This window comes from Rhodococcus coprophilus NBRC 100603, assembly GCF_001895045.1.
Taxonomy (GTDB): domain Bacteria; phylum Actinomycetota; class Actinomycetes; order Mycobacteriales; family Mycobacteriaceae; genus Rhodococcus; species Rhodococcus coprophilus.
Window position 1 is genome coordinate 306,360 of sequence record NZ_BDAM01000005.1, and the last position, 16,417, is coordinate 322,776.

Below are 16,417 nucleotides of genomic sequence, written 5' to 3' on the forward strand. Positions count from 1 at the left end.
TGTACGTTTCTTCGGGAAGAGAATGTCGAATCCTTCCGAAGAGGTGCACGGTGGCGCGGGTAATCGCGACGATCAACCTGAAAGGTGGCGTCGGCAAGACCACGACGACTGCTGCGTTGGGCGAGTTCATGGCGGCGGAGTTCGGGCAGCGAGTCCTGCTCGTCGACCTCGACCCGCAGACGAACCTCACCACGATGATGATCGGTGAGGAACGCTGGAAAGAACTGAACGAACTCGATCGCACCCTGGCGGCGTTGTTCCGGGGTGCGATCGAATCCGATACAGCCTCGTTCGACATCGAGAAGGCGCTTCAGTACGACGTCTCACCGGTCCGGTCCGTGCGCGGGGTCGATCTCCTAGCCTCGTCCCTCGATCTCATCGAGATCCAGGAGGGCCTCAGTCATCGGCAGTACGCGGATCCTGGGTCGCACCGGCCCATCGAGATCCTCACATCGGCGATCGAACCGATCGCCGACCGATACGACTACATACTCCTCGACTGCCCGCCCAACCTGGGCATGCTCACCCTCAACGGGTTGAGGTCGGCCGACGGTTATCTGATCCCGACGATTCCGGACATCCTGTCCACGTACGGAATCCCGCAGTTGCAGAAGCGAATCCAGGAGTTCGCGAACCGCACAGATCATCCCCTCCGGGAGATCGGTCTCGTCATCACGAAGTATCGCAGCGCCTCCAACCTGCACCGCAGCATCATCGAACAGTTGCAGCGCGACGACCGGATCGCCGATGTCGTCCCCGCCTGGGTTCCTGAAGCGAACCAGATCGCGGCGTCCGCGGAGTTCGTGCCGTACGGCACACTCAAGCGCAAGTACGGCAACACCGGCCAGTTCGACGCGCTGCGCATCCTCACCGAGACGATCCTGATGAACGCGCAGGTGTACCTGTGACGAAACCCGGTACCGGCGAGGCGCGCCTCCGCATGCAGATCGGCGAAGCGACCGCTGCGCTGCTCCGACTCGACGACGCCGCGCCGGGCGCTGCGGGAACGCTCGTCGCACTCGTCCGCGTCGTCGCCGACGAAGCCGCCCGAACTCCGCGCTTCGCGAGGGCACTGTCCGCCGTGCTCGCTCCGGACGCGGGACCCGCACCGGCGGGGGCAAGCGCGTCGAGCCCCCAGGGCGCGGCCCGGGCCGCAGCATCACAGAAAGGACCGTCGTCACAGACAGAAGCTGTGTCATCGAGCGCATCGCTCCCGGGGAAGGCGCCCGCCAGGCGGAGCAGGCGAGCACCCGCTCCGTTCGACCCGTTCGTGCTCTATCGCGACGGGGGTGAAGCAGGGCTTCGAGACGAGCTCGGCACGCTCGACGTCGAGGCGCTCAAGGACATCATCGCCGAGCACGCGATGGACTACGACAAGCTCGCGATGCGGTGGCGTACTCCCTCGAAGTTGCGCGATCGCGTCGTCGAACGGGTAAAAGCCCTGACGACCAAGGGGGATGCATTTCGGTGATGCTTCACAGAAACTGTCGTTACCAGGCTGAGACCCGTAGGGTGGCCATCAGACCCCCCGAGTTGTGCCGCGACACCGTCTCACCACTTCGCGTCGGTTTTCGTGCACGAGAGAAGGACAGCAGGCATGGGTGATATCGCAGGTCAGGGCATTGCCGCTTTTGTGACGGACGTCCAACAAAGAGGCGGACGCGCGGAGCCGCTCGACGACCACCGAACCGTCAAAGTCTGCGGTACGGACGGCGTCGAACGTGTGGTCCGGGTCCGCACCACCGCGGGCGGACCATGGCTCGCCCGCCGGCAGGACGGCATCGCCGGCAGCGACGAGACCGGATCCTCGCACTGGGTGTTCGTCGACCTCGGGCAGACCCCGCCCGCGTTCTACGTGGTCGAATCCGCCGAGATCGAGGCAGGCATCGAGGAAGAGGTCGCGCTGTGGCTCAGCGAGCGACCCGGCCGGACCGCTACCGGAAGCCACCCCATTCCGCTCAGCGGCGTCGCGCACGGTCTCGACCGCTGGGACCTCCTGGGCCTCGACGCCGTCAAGGACACCACTCGCACCTGCACTCCCACACGGCGCAGCACGCGACGGGCGGCAGCTCCTGCCGTGCGTCCGGCAGCGCAGCCGGAAGAAGTCGACCCGCGCGTCGCAGTGTGTGCCGATGTCGGCGGATACCGAGTGCAAGGCCGCTTCGACCCGGCGACCGGCGCGCTCGAGATCACCCGTGGACCGATGGAGCGCCGGCGTTTCCCCGATCCCACCACGGCGGCCGACGCTGTCGCGGGATTCCTCAGCGGTGACATCGAATCGCACGACGGCGACACTTTCTGGCGGCTCGACGGACCGAACGCTCTCGCCCTCGGCGAATACCTCGCCCGCAGCAGCTGACCGGTCGTGGGTCCGCGAGCGAGTGCTCGCGGCGCGCCGGTTACGGCGCCGCGGAATAGGTTGTACCCGTCCGGACCCACAACGCGCCGGAGCCCGGCGTCGCGCCCTGCTGCTTCAGTTCGCGTTTGAGGATCTTGTTGGTCGCCGTGACCGGGAGATCCGCGGCGAGACGGACGTGGCGCGGCCACGCGTTCGGTGACAAATCAGCTTGTGCGGCAAGGAATTCGGAGAATTCTTCGGGGTTCAGAGTGGTATCGTCCCGAAGCACGATCGCTGCCATGACCTGATCGCCGACGTGTTCGTCGGGTACACCGTAGACGGCGACGCGGCTCAATTGCGGTAGCCGCTGAAGGATGCGTTCGATCGGTGCCGCCGCAAGATTCTCGCCGTCCACACGCATCCAGTCGGCCGTACGGCCCGCGAGGTAGATCCAGCCGTCGGCGTCCTGGTACGCCAGATCGCCCGACCAGTACATGCCGTGTCGCATCCGTTCGTCGGTGGCCGCCCGATCGTTGTAGTAGCCGGAGAAGAAACCTCCGCCCTGCGTGTTGACGAGTTCACCGATCGCCTTGTCCGCGTTGATCAATGCGCCGTTTTCGTCGAACTCCGCAGGTGCGCACTGCGTGAGGCTCACGGGGTCGTACACCTCGACGCCGGCGAGGCCCTTGCCGATCGAGCCCGGGGGCGTGCCCTCCTCCCGGGTGATGATGACGGCCGTCTCCGTCGACCCGAATCCGTCCCACACGGTGCACCCGAACCGTCGCGCGAACTCGTCGATGTCCCGGTCGGTCGCCTCGTTGCCGAAGGCCACCCGCAGCGGATTATCGGCGTCGCCAGGCTGTTCGGTTGTCGCGAGCAGGTATGCGAGGGGCTTGCCGACATAGTTCATGTATGTCGCTCCGTAGCGACGGATGTCGTCGAGGAAACCCGACGCGGAGAACGTTGCCGGTGCCATCGCCGCTCCACTGCACAGCGACACGCACCAACCGGCGAGGATCGCGTTCGAATGGAACATCGGCATCGACAGATAGGCGACGTCGTCCGGGGTGATCGAGAACCGCGACACCAGGTTGTTGCCCGCGAAGATCACCATGATCTGTGCCAGCAGAACGGGTTTGGGGTCGCCGCTCGTTCCGGAAGTGAAGATCAGCATGAAGGGATCCATCATCTCGACTTCGCGGTACGCCTCGAGTGGTTGCGCACCCTCGACAAGCAAGCGCCAGTGCGGGCTCGCGACGTCGAGCACCGTGGCGTCGCCGAGATCGAGTCCTTCGAGCAGTGGCGCGTGTGCGGGGTCGGTCAGCACCACCTGACAATCGGCGCGCCGGATGTCGCGTGCCAACCCCTCACCACGCCGAGTGGTGTTGATCCCGACCAGGGGGAATCCGCCGAGTCCTGCGGCTGCCACCGCATGCAGCATGTCGGGTGTATTGCCGAGCAGCGTGCCGACATGCACGGGCCGGGTGCGGTCGAGAAGGGGCAGCAGTGCAGAGGCCTGGGCCGACGCTTCCGCCAGATGTTCACGCCAGGTCCAGCGTCCGGTGTCGTGGACGATTGCGGTGGTGTCGTTCTCGAGTAGTTCGCGAAGCGCCTGCTGAACGGTGTCGGCCATGGTCGTCGTCCTCAGTGGGGTCGAAGGGGAGAGACGGGGTCGGAAGCCACCGGGGTGTCCGGTGCCGGTGTCGCAGAACCGGCGAGATGTCGTGTGAGGAAGAAGATCTGGTGTGCTACGGCCGGCTCGAACCATTCCTTGCCGGGCCAGACGTCGAAGTGGTCGCACGGATAGTGGCGTACTTCGGCGCGGGCGCGGAAGGCAGCCTGCGCCGCCGCGTGCGGTGGAGCGCTGCGATCGAAATCCGCGATCTGCACCAGCGCGGGGCACCGGACGGACGCGGCATGACGACCGGGCCGGTACCTGCCGAGCGACAGCACGATGTCGGCGTCGACTTCGTTGCGCCATGTCGGCCCCGCGAGAGCGAGATAGTCCTCACGATGCCCGTCGAGGTTCAGCGCAGCGACTTCCCCGGGGTCACCGACCAGAGGAATGGTGTCGGCGCCACGACCGATTCGCGTACTCACCCGGCTTCGTAGCCCTGACGCGGTCGACCGCAGCAGCATGTGTGCGGGTGTGTGCCGCGCCGCCAGCAGTCCCGCGGAAAGCCCGTCGACCATGGGCGTCGACGCAATCAGCGCGGCGATCCCTGGGTCCTGGGCGGCGATGGTCAGGACGTGGCCGCCCGACAGTGACACACCCCACAGGACGACCCGATCCGGATCCACACCGTCGAGGCGGCGCGCTGTGTCGATTGCGGCGCGATAATCGGCGAGCTGGCCGTCGATGTCCACGCGTTGCCGGTGGTCGCCACCCGAGGAACCGAAACCGCGGTAGTCGAACGCGAGGACGTGCATCCCGGCGTCGGCGAACCGTTCCGCGAACGGGGCGAGGCCCGAATCCTTCGTTCCGCCCAGACCGTGTGCCATGACGACGACGGGCGTCCGTCCGGCGACGTCGAACGGACCCGGTCGCGCGGGGAAGTGCCAGGCGTCGATGTCGGCGTCGCCGGACCGGAAATGCAGGGACCGGAATGTCATCGGGTACCTCCGCCGGCACGGGCGGTTCCGGCCGGAAGTTCGTGTGTGCGGATGTCGTGCTCGTAGGCGAAGTAGTCCAGTTGCTGCGTGTGCCGCGGACGATCGAGCATGTGACCGGTGAACTTCTGCTGGTCTGCGGCGATGACGCGTTTCATCTCGTCGTCCGGAGGTAGCGCGTACCGGCCCACGGCGTATGCCGCGATCACGCGGGCCTGGCATTCGACGAACGGAAACAACGTGGGCGTCGCCTGCGCGAATCCGGCGAAGGCGAGGTCGGGGAGCCCGGGCGCGAAGATTCGTTTGTAGAGGGAGATGTGATTGTCGGGTGCACTGAGGAAATCCGGATCGAAGAACGGGAAGGTGATGTTGTATCCGGTGGCATACACGGCGATATCGATTTCCGTCGAGCTGCCGTCGACGAAATGCACTGTGCGACCGTCGAACCGGGCGACGTCGGGTTTGGGTGTGATGTCGCCGGAACCCAGCCGCAGCGGCAGCTCCACCGATTGGGTGGGGTGGGCTTCGAAGAATTTGTGGTTCGGGGAGGGAAGACCGTACAGCTCGGGCCTGCCGGAGAGCAGAGGTTGTCCCCACTGTGCGAGTTTGCGTTGCCAGGACAGCGGTACGTAGGGGACGGTCCGGTAGTACTTGTCGGCGGGACGCCCGGCGATGTACTTGGGGACGATCCACGCACTCGACCGAGTCGAGAGGGTGACCTCCGTCTGCAACGTCTTCGACGACAGTTCGACGGCGATGTCCGCAGCGCTGTTGCCGATGCCCACGACCAGGATGCGTTTGCCGGCGAAATCGAGCGGGGTCCGGGGGTCGATGTAGTGGTGGGAGTGCATCGCTTCTCCCGTGAACTCGCCCGGGAATTGCGGTACCCGAGGGTCCCAATGGTGCCCGTTGGCGACGACGAGGAACTCGAATCGCCGTGTGCCGCCGTCGGCCAGGTCGAGTTCCCAGCCCCCACCGGGCATGCGCCGCGCGTGGCGCACCTCGTTGCCGAACTCGATCTTCTCGCGCAGGCCGAAAGCATCGGTGTATCCGTCGAGGTAGTCCTTGATCTGCGTGTGATGCGGGAAATCGGGATAGGACTCGGGCATCGGAAAATCCTTGAACGACAGCTGATGCTTCGAGGTGTCGATGTGGAGGGAACGGTAGGCACTACTGCGACCGTTGGGATTTCCGAACGCCCAGTTCCCTCCGACACGATCGGACATCTCGAAGCACGTGTAGGGCACCCCGTAGTCGGACAGCATCTTGCTCGTGGTCAATCCGCTGATTCCCGCGCCGATGACAGCGGTGCTCGGTGCCGACATGTGACCTTCCTGATTTCTTGGTGACGTCGGTCACAATGTAGAACACGTTCCCAGGGAGAGCCATGCTTCACCGGTGTCGGGCGAGTGCGCCGTCGTGGAGGCGGCTCACGACGCTCGTCGAATCCCGTTCTTCGGGCTCACGACGGGGAGCGCCGTTCACGTCGCCGCTTCCGGGGTCGCGGGCTCCGGCGTCGCCATCGCGGCAAGGTGGGGGAGAAGATCGGGGTAGCGGCGCGTATGCGCACCCCCGTTGAGATCGATGGTCGCACCGGTCATCCAGGACGCGGCGTCCGAGACGACGAACCCCACCACCTCTGCGACCTCCTCAGGACGTCCCGCACGGCCGAGAGGTGTGTTCTCGAGATAGTCCTCCCGCAAGCCCGGGACCAGAGCGACCCCGGCCGTGAGCGGGGTATCGACCAACCCGGGGGAGACGGCGTTCACGCGCACTCCACGCGCGCCGAGTTCGAGCGCCGCGACCTCGGTGAGCATGAGGACGCCTGCCTTCGCCGCGCAGTACGCAGCCATCCCGGGTGCGGGCTGCCGCCCGTTGAGCGAGGCGATCGTGACGATGCTGCCACCGTCGCGCACCACCCGCCCGGCATGTTTCATCACCAGGAACGCACCGGTCAGGCACACATCGAGGGTGGCCTGCCAGCCCTCCACCGTGAGATCGGTGATGGCCCCCGGCACCGACACCCCCGCACATTCCACGACCACATCGGGCGCACCCTCGGATGCCGTCACGTCTGCGAAGAGTGCTTCGACGCTGTTTTCGTCGGTGACATCGACGGGCATCGCCCGCGACCTGCTGCCGAGTTCGGCGGCTCGTGCCTCGGCAGCGCCCCCGTCGATGTCCGCTATCACCACACTCGCGCCGCGATCGTGGAGCAGACGAGCCGTGGCCCATCCGATCCCCGAAGCTCCGCCGATCACCACTGCAGTCCTGTCGTCCATTCGACCCGACCCTCCCCGCCGACACCGGAACACGCCTACCCCGCAGAGTCTGGACACTTGTCCGGTGATTGGGCAAGGTATTCGCCCACAGCGTGAAATTCCGACGCCGCAGTCGTGGCCCGGGCCGGAGAGAAACGAGTAGTGCAGTGACCCGACCTTTGTTCGCGACCCGATTCGACTTCCGTGCGCCCGGCGCCGCACCGCGCGAGCGGCAGGCGATGTTCACCCGCGCGCTGGACATGGTCGAGTATGCGGAGTCCACCGGGCACGACGCCGTCATGCTGTCGGAACACCACGGGTCGGAGGACGGATACCTGCCCAGCCCGCTTCCGGTCGCGGCGGCGTTCGCCGCCCGGACCCACACGATCCCGATCACCGTCTCCGCGCTCATAGTCAACCTCTACGACCCCGTTCGTCTCGCCGAGGACATCGCCGTGGTCGACCTGCTGTCCGGCGGCCGCGTGTCGTACGTCTTCGCGCTCGGCTACCGCCCCGAGGAATACGCGCTCTACCGCCGGCCGTGGACCAGTCGCGGGCAGGACACGGAAGCCGCGCTCGAACTCGTGCTCGAGGCACTGCGTACCCAGCGTGTGGATCGTGCAGGACGAGTCGGCGCCGTGACCCCGGCCCCGCTGTCCCGCCCACATCCCTTCGCCTACTACGGAGGCGGCACGCCGACCGCCGCGCGCCGGGCAGCACGTCTCGGACTGAACTTCCAACCGCAGATCGCCGACGAGTCGCTGCGCGACCTCTACCGCGCCGAATGCGAGCGGCTCGGCCGTCGGCCCGGGCACGTGATGATGCCGCCCCCCGGTCCGGCGACGGTCTTCTGCGCCGCCGACCCCGACGAGTTCTGGGCACGGTACGGACACCACCTGCTCGCGGACGCGCGCGGCTACGCGGCCTGGCACCAGAGCGGCACCGCCCTGTCGCACGTGTTCGACCGGTCCACGACCACCGAGGAACTGCGCGCCGTCGGCACCTATCTCGTGGACACACCCGACGGGCTGATCCGCCGGTGCGGGGAGGGCGCTCTCCCCGTAATCACTGCTCATCCCTTGTGCGCGGGCATGCCGGAGGAACCCTCGTGGGAGAGCATGCGACTGCTCGGGGAGAAGGTCGTCCCGGCAGTGCGTGAGAATCGGAAACCAATCGCCGAGAACCGCTCCGCGGGATAGGTGCACGCCTTAGTCTGGGATCCATCTGCTTGCCCCGCAGTCTGACGACGCGCGCCGTTCGGGTGCGCGTGGCTCGGTCTGCATCGTCGAGATCGTCGCTTGGGCGGCGTGAGGAGGCCCGATGAACGCGGTGATTGCTCCGGTCGAGGCGACACGGCCGTATCCCCCTCGACGCAAGCCGAAGGGCGCGGTCATACGCGACCTGATCACCACGACGGATCCGAAGACCCTCGGATTGATGTACATCGTCACCTCCTTCGTCTTCTTCCTCGTCGGCGGCTTGCTGGCGCTGCTGATGCGCGCCGAGCTCGCGCGTCCGGGCCTGCAGTTCCTGTCCAACGAGCAGTACAACCAGCTGTTCACCGTGCACGGCGGCATCATGCTGCTGATGTACGCGACCCCGGTGGTGTTCGGGTTCGCGAACTACATCCTCCCGCTGCAGATCGGCGCGCCCGACGTCGCCTTTCCCCGGCTGAACGCGTTCAGCTACTGGCTCTTCCTGTTCGGCTCTCTCTGCGTCGTGTACAGCTTGATCACACCCGGGGGTGCTGCCGACTTCGGCTGGACGTCGTACATGCCGTTGGCTTCGGAAGAGCACGCCCCCGGCGTCGGCGCGAATCTCTGGTTCCTCGGACTGGTCATCACGGGTCTCGGCACCATCCTCGGCGCCGTCAACATGATCACCACGGTGGTCTGCATGCGCGCTCCGGGTATGACGATGTTCCGCATGCCGATCTTCACCTGGAACATCTTCATCACGATGATCCTGGTGCTGCTGGTGTTCCCGCTGCTCGCGGCTGCGTTCATGGGTGCGATCGTCGACAGGGTGCTCGGAGGTCACATCTACGATCCCGCGACCGGTGGTGCGATGCTCTGGCAGCACCTGTTCTGGTTCTTCGGCCACCCGGAGGTATACGTCATCGCGCTGCCGTTCTTCGGCATCGTCTCGGAGATCTTCCCTGTCTTCAGCCGCAAGCCGATCTTCGGCTACAGCGGTCTGGTGTACGCGACGATCGCCATCGCGGCCCTCTCGATCGCGGTGTGGGCGCACCACATGTACGCGACCGGCGCGGTGCTGCTGCCGTTCTTCGCCTTCATGACGTTCCTGATCGCCGTCCCGACGGGCGTGAAGTTCTTCAACTGGATAGGCACGCTGTGGAAAGGGCAGATCACCTTCGAGACACCGATGCTGTTCGCCGTCGGCTTCATCATCACGTTCCTCTTCGGTGGCCTGTCCGGCATCATCCTGGCGAGCCCGCCGCTCGACTTCCACCTGCACGACTCCTACTTCGTCGTGGCTCACTTCCACTACGTGCTCTTCGGCACCATCGTGTTCGCGACGTATGCCGGCATCTACTTCTGGTTCCCGAAGATGACCGGCCGGATGCTCGACGAGCGTCTCGGCAAGTGGCACTTCTGGCTGACCTTCGTCGGCTTCCACACCACGTTCCTGGTCCAGCACTGGCTCGGTAACGAGGGCATGCCGCGTCGCTACGCCGACTACCTGCCGTCGGACGGGTTCACCACGCTCAACACGATCTCGACCGTCGGTGCGTTCGTCGTGGGTGCCTCGACGCTGCCGTTCCTGTGGAACGTCTTCAAGAGCTACCGCTACGGTCAGGTCGTCACGGTCGACGACCCGTGGGGCTTCGGCAACTCGCTCGAATGGGCCACCAGCTGCCCGCCGCCGCGGCACAACTTCACCTCGTTGCCGCGCATCCGGTCCGAGCGCCCGGCGTTCGAGCTCCACTATCCGCATATGTCCGAGAAGATGCGAGCCGAGGCCCACGTCGGTCCCGGCAGCAACAAGCGCGAGGTCAATGTGCTCGAAGGCGCCGATCGCTCTCCGTCGGACACGACCGACGACGAGACACGGTGACCCGGCCTCCCGGCATCAGATACCGGGAACGCCGATCACGAGGGCGCGAGCACGACGCTTGACGGCGGCGATGTCACCGACGTTGAGCACCTCGAGCGACGCGGTGGCCAGCACCTCGGGAAGCTGCGCGTCGACGAGTTCGTTGTCGGCGCGGCTCGCGATCGCCGACTCGACGAGACGGAACGGTAGTTCTGCCCTGGGGTCACGCGGACCGACTATCGCAGTAGCCAGGTCCCGGTAGCGTTCCGCCAGTTCGTCGCGCTCGGCGCGGAAACGTCCGAACTGTTCCGCGCGCACCTCGGGCAGCAGATACAGCGCACCGAGATTCCATCGGTGCGCGCACAGCTGGGCCGTGTCGAACCATGCCAGCGCACACAATCGCACCGCCGCCGGTTGGTCGGCGTCGAGATTCGCGTCGAACTCGATCGTGGGCTCGACGGTGCCCTCCAGCAACGCGAGGAGGATGTCGTTCTTCGTCGCGAAGTGGTTGTAGAGCGATGCCTGCCTGATGCCCACGGCGTCGGCGATGAGCCGGGTGGACGTCGAAGCGAATCCTCTGGTGGTGAAGAGTTCTGCTGCGGCATCGAGGATTTCGGCGCGAGCTGTGGCGCCGGGGCGTCGAGGTTCTCGTAGCCGGGGTCGGCCCGGTCCTGCTTGGGTCACCCACCCACCATGACACAGCCGAGGCGTGCGCCACACGCCCGAATTCGGGCGTGAGAACTCCGAAATCCGCCTGAAACATGCGTCACGGAGACGTTACGCCGCGGCAATTCGCCGAATATGCGCGATCGGAAAACTGTCGAGTGACAGTTTCCCCGAGCGCCACGATCGGAGCACCATGACCGAGACCCTCGCGACGGCCACCACCCACGCCGCACGCGCCCATGCCAGGGCGCAGTCGGGCACCGTCACCGACGGAATGCCGATCGTTCCCGCGTCGGCATGGCCGGCGGCCCCCTCCGGGCGTGCCGCGTCCCTCGTCTGGGCCGAAACCGTGCCCGGAGGCCGGTACACGAGCAAGGTGCTCGCTCGGGGAACCCGGCTGCGGCTCCGCGACATCCACGGTGCGGCGTGTGCGAACCTGCTGCTGTTCCGCGCCGACGCCCCCCACGAACGGCTCAATGTCGCCGATACGCTGAAGGTGCCCTGGCAGGCGTATCTCGGTGTCGGACATCCTCTTCTGTCGGATCAGGGCCGGGTGCTCGCGACCGTCGTCGCCGACACCTCCGGTCGCCACGATGCTCTGTGCGGCACCACCCACCTGGCAGGCAATACCGCGAAGTACGGTGGCGGGGAACTGCACTCGCAATCACCCGCGGGCCGTGAGTTGTTCACCGTCGCCGCCGCCAAGCACGATCTCGCCCCGCGCGACCTCCCGCCGTCGCTGTCCTTCTTTCACGGCGTACGCGTCGAGGACGACGGCACGTTGACCAGCACCGGCTCGGCCGGACCCGACACCTGCGTCGAGTTGATCCTCCACCTGCCGGTGATCGCGCTGATCGCCAACACCGCGCATCCGCTCGACCCCGCAGCAGAGTTCCCGACGACGACACTCGAAGTCCTCGCGTGGCGTGCACCCGCCGACCTCGACTCACTACCCGCGGCCGACCCCGAGTATCAGCGCGCGGTACTCAATACCGAAGATGCCTGGGCTGCAGCTACTTCCGGAATGGAGAACTGACATGACCGCCACGCTCGACACCACGGACCTCGCTCTCGTCCCCGGACGCGTTCTGCTCGACGAAGTCGTCGGAGTGCGCGGCCCCTGGTCTACCGTCGTCGCCGCGGGTGACGTGCTGACCATCGTCGACCTCCACGGAAACCAGGCCGTCGACACCCTGGTCTACGATGCCCACGACCACACCTCCCGGTACAGCGCCGCGGCGACGGTCGCCGGCCAGGGAAACCTGTTCCTCACCACCGGATCGGTACTGCGCGACTCCGACGGTGCGCCGCTGATGACCCTCGTCGCCGACGAGGTAGGCATTCACGACACCGTCGGCGGCGCCTGCTCGCAGGAATCGAACACGCTGCGCTACGGGCACCACACCAAGCACCAGCACGCATGCGTCGAGAACTTCCTCATCGAGGGCGCGAAATGGGGCCTCGGAAAACGAGATCTGGTCTCCAACATCAACTTCTTCATGAACGTCCCCGTCGAAGCCGACGGTACGCTCGGCATCGTCGACGGTCTCTCGGCACCCGGGAAGCGTCTCGCGATCCGTGCCGAACGCGACGTACTCGTCCTCGTCTCGAACTGCCCCCAGATCAACAATCCCTGTAACGGCTTCGATCCGACTCCCGTGCGGATGATCGTCACACGGCCCGAGGAGGCATGAGACGCCCATGACCACCAAGATCACGATCGAACGTCCGGGAATGCTGACCACCGTCCAGGACTATCCCGGCCGCACCGGGTACTGGCAGGTGGGAGTGCCCCCGTCCGGTCCGATGGACGACCTGTCGTTCCGTCTCGGCAACGTCGCTCTCGGAAACAGCGAAGGCGCGCCCGGACTCGAGACCACCATGGCGGGTCCTGCTCTCCGGTTCACCGAACCGACCGAAGTCTGCGTCACCGGCGCACCCGTCACGGTCCGGGTCGACGGCGTGCCCGTCCCGCAGTGGCGTCCCGTCACCGTCCCCGCCGGCGGCCTGCTCGATGTCGGTGCCGTCACCGGCCCCGGACTGCGTGCCTACGTTCTGGTGCGCGGCGGCCTCGACATCCCCGAATTCCTCGGCAGCGCTTCCACCTTCACCTTGGGTACCTTCGGAGGACACGAGGGCCGGACCTTGCGCGACGGCGATGTCCTCGTCGTCGGTGAGGCCGTGGAGGGCAACAGCACTCCCGTTCCGTCCGAACACGTGCCGGCGCTCAGCGCCCACTGGGAGATCGCAGTGACGGAGGGTCCGCACGGAGCCCCCGAATTCTTCACCCGCGCCGACATCGACGCGCTCTACGCGACCGAGTACGAGGTGCACTTCAACTCCGATCGCACCGGCGTGCGGCTCATCGGACCCAAGCCGAAGTGGGCGCGCGCCGACGGCGGAGAAGCCGGGCTGCACCCCTCCAACATCCACGACAACGCGTACTCGATCGGCGCACTCGACTTCACCGGTGACACCCCGATCCTCCTGGGCCCGGACGGTCCGAGCCTCGGCGGCTTCGTCTGCCCCGTCACGGTCGTGGCGGCGGACCGCTGGAAGCTGGGACAACTCGCACCCGGTAACACCATTCGATTCGTGCCTGTGCGTTCAGAACACGCGGCGTCGCGCCGGGACCTCGGTGTCGCACGCCGGGCGGGCCTCTCGCTCGTCTCGTCCTCCGGCGGTGACGGCGACGACGGCGTGCTCGCCCGCCGGGACGGGAACACCGACGTCACCTACCGGCGCAGTGGGGACGACAACGTGCTCGTCGAATACGGCGACATGACACTGGATCTCGCGCTGCGTGCCCGGGTGCATGCCCTGCACCAGCGACTCGACGCCGAGCGTCCGTCCGGCCTTCTCGAACTCACACCGGGTATCCGGTCGTTGCAGGTCAAGGTCGATCCGGACGTGCTGCCCATCCCGAAACTGCTCGGATTGCTGGGCGAGGCCGAAGAGGTCATCGGCGACAGCGACGAACTCGAGGTGCCGAGCCGGCAGGTGCGCCTGCCGCTGTCGTGGGACGACCCCGCCACCCGGGAAGCCATCCAGCGCTACATGCACGGCGTGCGCGCCGACGCACCGTGGTGCCCGTGGAACATCGAGTTCATTCGGCGGATGAACGGCCTCGACACCGTCGCCGACGTGTTCGACACCGTCTTCGCGGCCGACTACATGGTGCTCGGCCTCGGGGACGTCTACCTCGGCGCACCCGTCGCGACGCCGCTCGATCCGCGCCATCGTCTGGTGACCACCAAGTACAACCCGGCCCGGACGTGGACTCCGGAGAACGCGGTGGGCATCGGCGGCGCGTACCTGTGCATCTACGGCATGGAAGGCCCCGGCGGTTACCAGTTCGTCGGCCGCACTACGCAGGTCTGGAACCACCGCCACCCGGAACCGGCGGGACCGTTCGAAGACGGCACGCCCTGGCTGCTGCGGTTCTTCGACCGCATCTCCTGGTACCCCGTCGATCCCGAGGAACTGCTCGACCTGCGGGCCGATCTCGCGGCCGGACGAGGCGGGGGAGTGGACATCACCGAGGGCACGTTCTCGCTCGCCCGGCACCGCGAATTCCTCTCGGAGAACGCCGAATCGATCGATGCCTTCCAAGCGGTCCAGTCCGTGGCGTTCGCGCAGGAACGGTCTCGTTGGGAAGCCGGCGGCTCATGACAACCCTTACGGCCCCCGCAGTCTCGGGCACGCGTCTGGAGCGCACGCTGCTCGCACGCCCGGGCTCCGCTCCCGACACCACGACGCGCGTGACGTGGCTGCAAGGCAACAGGCTGTACTGCGACCTCCGCCAGCCCGCGTCCATGCCGCCGGTGCCTGTTCCGTCCTTGGGCGCAGCGAGCATCGGCGACCTCCTGGTCCTTGCAACGCAAGACGGCTTCGCCGGGCGGTTGCTCGACCGCGGGACGCATGTGGAATGGGAACGCGCCGTGGCGATCCACCCGGCAGGACCGCATCCGGATGCCGGCACGCTGGGCGTGCTCGACGACACCACGATCATCGAACACGGTGTCTTCGAGGACTACCTCGAACACTGGCACATCGCCGCAACCTCCCCGCGCATCGAAGAAGCCCTGCTAGAGGACCTCGACACCGGTGCCCCTGCTGTCATCGTGCGGGTCGGTGAGGAGTTCGCCTTCGCTCGCGGACGTGTCGCGCCCCTCGGCTCGCGTCCACTCGACGAACAGATCCGCGGGGCCCGTACGCTCCGGGCAGCCAGAGAGTTGATGGACTGTGAAATATCTGTCGGGGTAATCGAAAACGGAGTCTGGCGCATCGCCGATTCCACCCTTCCGTTCCGAATCGGTGCACTCCTCGATCCGGCCTCCACCGGGATTCTGTCGACCGGCGACATCGACGTCGTCGGTCGCGCAGTGACCCGGAGATGGCGCCGACTCGACCTCCCCGAACACGAACCGAAAGGCATGTCGTGACGTTCAACAGTATTCCGACCATCGACGTCACTGCACTCGTCGCAGAAGACCCCGTCGGCCGTCGCGATGTCATCGACGAATTGGGCCGTGCAGCACGAGAAGTGGGTTTTGTGCAGATCGTCGGACACGGAATCGACCCCGAGTCCTTCGCTGCCCTCGAAGACGCTGCAAAGCGGTTCTTCGCGCAACCCGACGACGCCAAAATGAAGGTCTACATCGGCAATTCGACGAACCATCGGGGGTACGTTCCCGCAGGTGAAGAAGTCTTCGCCGGCGCCACCCCGGACCACAAGGAAGCCTACGATCTGTCGATCGACCTTCCGGCCGACGATCCGGACTACCTTGGCGGTAATCCGCTTCTCGGCCCCAACCAGTGGCCCGATCTGGACGGGTTCGCCGAACCCGTCTCGAAGTATTACGACGAGGTGTTCTCTCTCGGTCGAGTGTTGTTGCGGGCCTTCGCCGAATCGCTCGGGGAACCCTCCGACCTCTTCGACCGGCACGTGACCACCCCGCCCGCACAATTGCGGTTGATCCACTACCCGCACGACCCGAGCGCCGCCGACCGTCCCGGCATCGGCGCCCACACCGACTACGAGGTCTTCACACTGCTGCGCCCCACCGCGCCCGGTCTCGAGGTGGTCAATGCCGAGGGCACGTGGATCGACGTTCCGTACACCGAGGACGCTTTCGTGCTGAATATCGGTGACCTGCTGGAGATCTGGACCAACGGAGAGTTTACGGCGACGTCACATCGGGTGCGTAAGGTATCGCACGAGCGTTATTCGTTCCCGTTGTTCTTCAACGTCGACTACAACACCTGGGTCGAGCCGTTGACTCAGTTCGTCGGCGCAGGCGGACCGCGATACGACGGAGTGCGGGCAGGCGACCACCTGTTCGCACAAACCGCGCAGAGTTTCACCTATCTGCAGCGCCGACTCGCCTCGGGCGAGATCACCCTGCCCGACAACGCACGACCCCTCTACTCGCTCGGACGCGAAGCTCAACGCAGCGCTCCTGCCGTCTGACCTCCTCATCTG

The 16,417-nt window shown here is 66.3% G+C and carries 15 protein-coding genes; 10 read left to right on the top strand and 5 right to left on the bottom strand.

The window, feature by feature from the left end; all coding sequences use genetic code 11:
* Positions 1-50 precede the first annotated feature (50 nt).
* The 3 genes from RDCOP1_RS10165 to RDCOP1_RS10175 all read left to right on the top strand — a co-directional run bounded on the left by RDCOP1_RS10165 (position 51) and on the right by RDCOP1_RS10175 (position 2,359).
* Positions 51-908, top strand: coding sequence for a ParA family protein (locus RDCOP1_RS10165; protein ID WP_072700014.1), 858 nt, complete (start codon positions 51-53; stop codon positions 906-908).
* A 32-nt stretch (positions 909-940) separates the two neighbouring features.
* Positions 941-1,471 (top strand): hypothetical protein, encoded by a 531-nt coding sequence (locus RDCOP1_RS21490; protein WP_072700427.1) that lies wholly within the window; start codon positions 941-943, stop codon positions 1,469-1,471.
* Between the two features lie 126 nt (positions 1,472-1,597).
* The gene (locus tag RDCOP1_RS10175) at positions 1,598-2,359 is read left to right on the top strand and encodes a hypothetical protein (RefSeq protein ID WP_072700016.1); all 762 of its coding nucleotides are present in this window, start codon (positions 1,598-1,600) and stop codon (positions 2,357-2,359) included.
* A 40-nt stretch (positions 2,360-2,399) separates the two neighbouring features.
* Here RDCOP1_RS10175 and fadD1 read toward each other — a convergent pair whose 3' ends face one another.
* The 4 genes from fadD1 to RDCOP1_RS10195 all read right to left on the bottom strand — a co-directional run bounded on the left by fadD1 (position 2,400) and on the right by RDCOP1_RS10195 (position 7,230).
* The gene (gene fadD1, locus RDCOP1_RS10180) at positions 2,400-3,971 is read right to left on the bottom strand and encodes a fatty-acid--CoA ligase FadD1 (RefSeq protein ID WP_072700018.1); all 1,572 of its coding nucleotides are present in this window, start codon (positions 3,969-3,971) and stop codon (positions 2,400-2,402) included.
* Positions 3,972-3,982: 11 nt separating this feature from the next.
* The gene (locus RDCOP1_RS10185) at positions 3,983-4,951 is read right to left on the bottom strand and encodes an alpha/beta hydrolase (protein WP_072700020.1); all 969 of its coding nucleotides are present in this window, start codon (positions 4,949-4,951) and stop codon (positions 3,983-3,985) included.
* On the bottom strand, positions 4,948-6,273 hold the full coding sequence (locus RDCOP1_RS10190; protein WP_072700022.1) for a flavin-containing monooxygenase: 1,326 nt from the start codon (positions 6,271-6,273) through the stop codon (positions 4,948-4,950). Before RDCOP1_RS10190 ends, RDCOP1_RS10185 begins: the two co-directional genes overlap by 4 nt.
* Before the next feature lie 156 nt (positions 6,274-6,429).
* Complete coding sequence (locus RDCOP1_RS10195; RefSeq protein WP_174555793.1) at positions 6,430-7,230, bottom strand: SDR family NAD(P)-dependent oxidoreductase; 801 nt, start codon at positions 7,228-7,230, stop codon at positions 6,430-6,432.
* 146 nt (positions 7,231-7,376) lie between these two features.
* Here RDCOP1_RS10195 and RDCOP1_RS10200 point away from each other — a divergent pair, with 146 nt between their 5' ends.
* The gene (locus RDCOP1_RS10200; protein ID WP_072700026.1) at positions 7,377-8,408 is read left to right on the top strand and encodes an LLM class flavin-dependent oxidoreductase; all 1,032 of its coding nucleotides are present in this window, start codon (positions 7,377-7,379) and stop codon (positions 8,406-8,408) included.
* Between the two features lie 121 nt (positions 8,409-8,529).
* A complete protein-coding gene (gene ctaD / locus RDCOP1_RS10205) occupies positions 8,530-10,287 on the top strand; it encodes an aa3-type cytochrome oxidase subunit I (protein WP_072700027.1) in 1,758 nt (585 codons plus the stop codon).
* 15 nt (positions 10,288-10,302) lie between these two features.
* Here the strand turns inward: ctaD and RDCOP1_RS10210 are convergent, their stop codons facing one another.
* Positions 10,303-10,950, bottom strand: coding sequence for a TetR/AcrR family transcriptional regulator (locus tag RDCOP1_RS10210; RefSeq protein WP_072700029.1), 648 nt, complete (start codon positions 10,948-10,950; stop codon positions 10,303-10,305).
* 175 nt (positions 10,951-11,125) lie between these two features.
* Between RDCOP1_RS10210 and RDCOP1_RS10215 the strand changes: the two genes are divergently transcribed.
* The 5 genes from RDCOP1_RS10215 to RDCOP1_RS10235 are packed head-to-tail and all read left to right on the top strand — an operon-like array spanning position 11,126 to position 16,405.
* The gene (locus tag RDCOP1_RS10215; protein ID WP_072700031.1) at positions 11,126-11,968 is read left to right on the top strand and encodes an urea amidolyase associated protein UAAP1; all 843 of its coding nucleotides are present in this window, start codon (positions 11,126-11,128) and stop codon (positions 11,966-11,968) included.
* 1 nt (position 11,969) lies between these two features.
* Positions 11,970-12,626, top strand: a complete 657-nt coding sequence (locus RDCOP1_RS10220; protein ID WP_072700033.1) for an urea amidolyase associated protein UAAP2 — start codon at positions 11,970-11,972, stop codon at positions 12,624-12,626.
* A gap of 7 nt (positions 12,627-12,633) precedes the next feature.
* A complete protein-coding gene (locus tag RDCOP1_RS10225; protein ID WP_072700035.1) occupies positions 12,634-14,604 on the top strand; it encodes a 5-oxoprolinase/urea amidolyase family protein in 1,971 nt (656 codons plus the stop codon).
* A complete protein-coding gene (locus RDCOP1_RS10230) occupies positions 14,601-15,377 on the top strand; it encodes a hypothetical protein (RefSeq protein WP_072700037.1) in 777 nt (258 codons plus the stop codon). The genes RDCOP1_RS10225 and RDCOP1_RS10230 overlap by 4 nt, the downstream gene beginning before the upstream one ends.
* Positions 15,329-16,405: an isopenicillin N synthase family dioxygenase gene (locus RDCOP1_RS10235; protein ID WP_072700039.1), complete on the top strand. Its 1,077-nt coding sequence runs from the start codon at positions 15,329-15,331 to the stop codon at positions 16,403-16,405. The genes RDCOP1_RS10230 and RDCOP1_RS10235 overlap by 49 nt, the downstream gene beginning before the upstream one ends.
* The last annotated feature ends 12 nt before the right edge of the window (positions 16,406-16,417 follow it).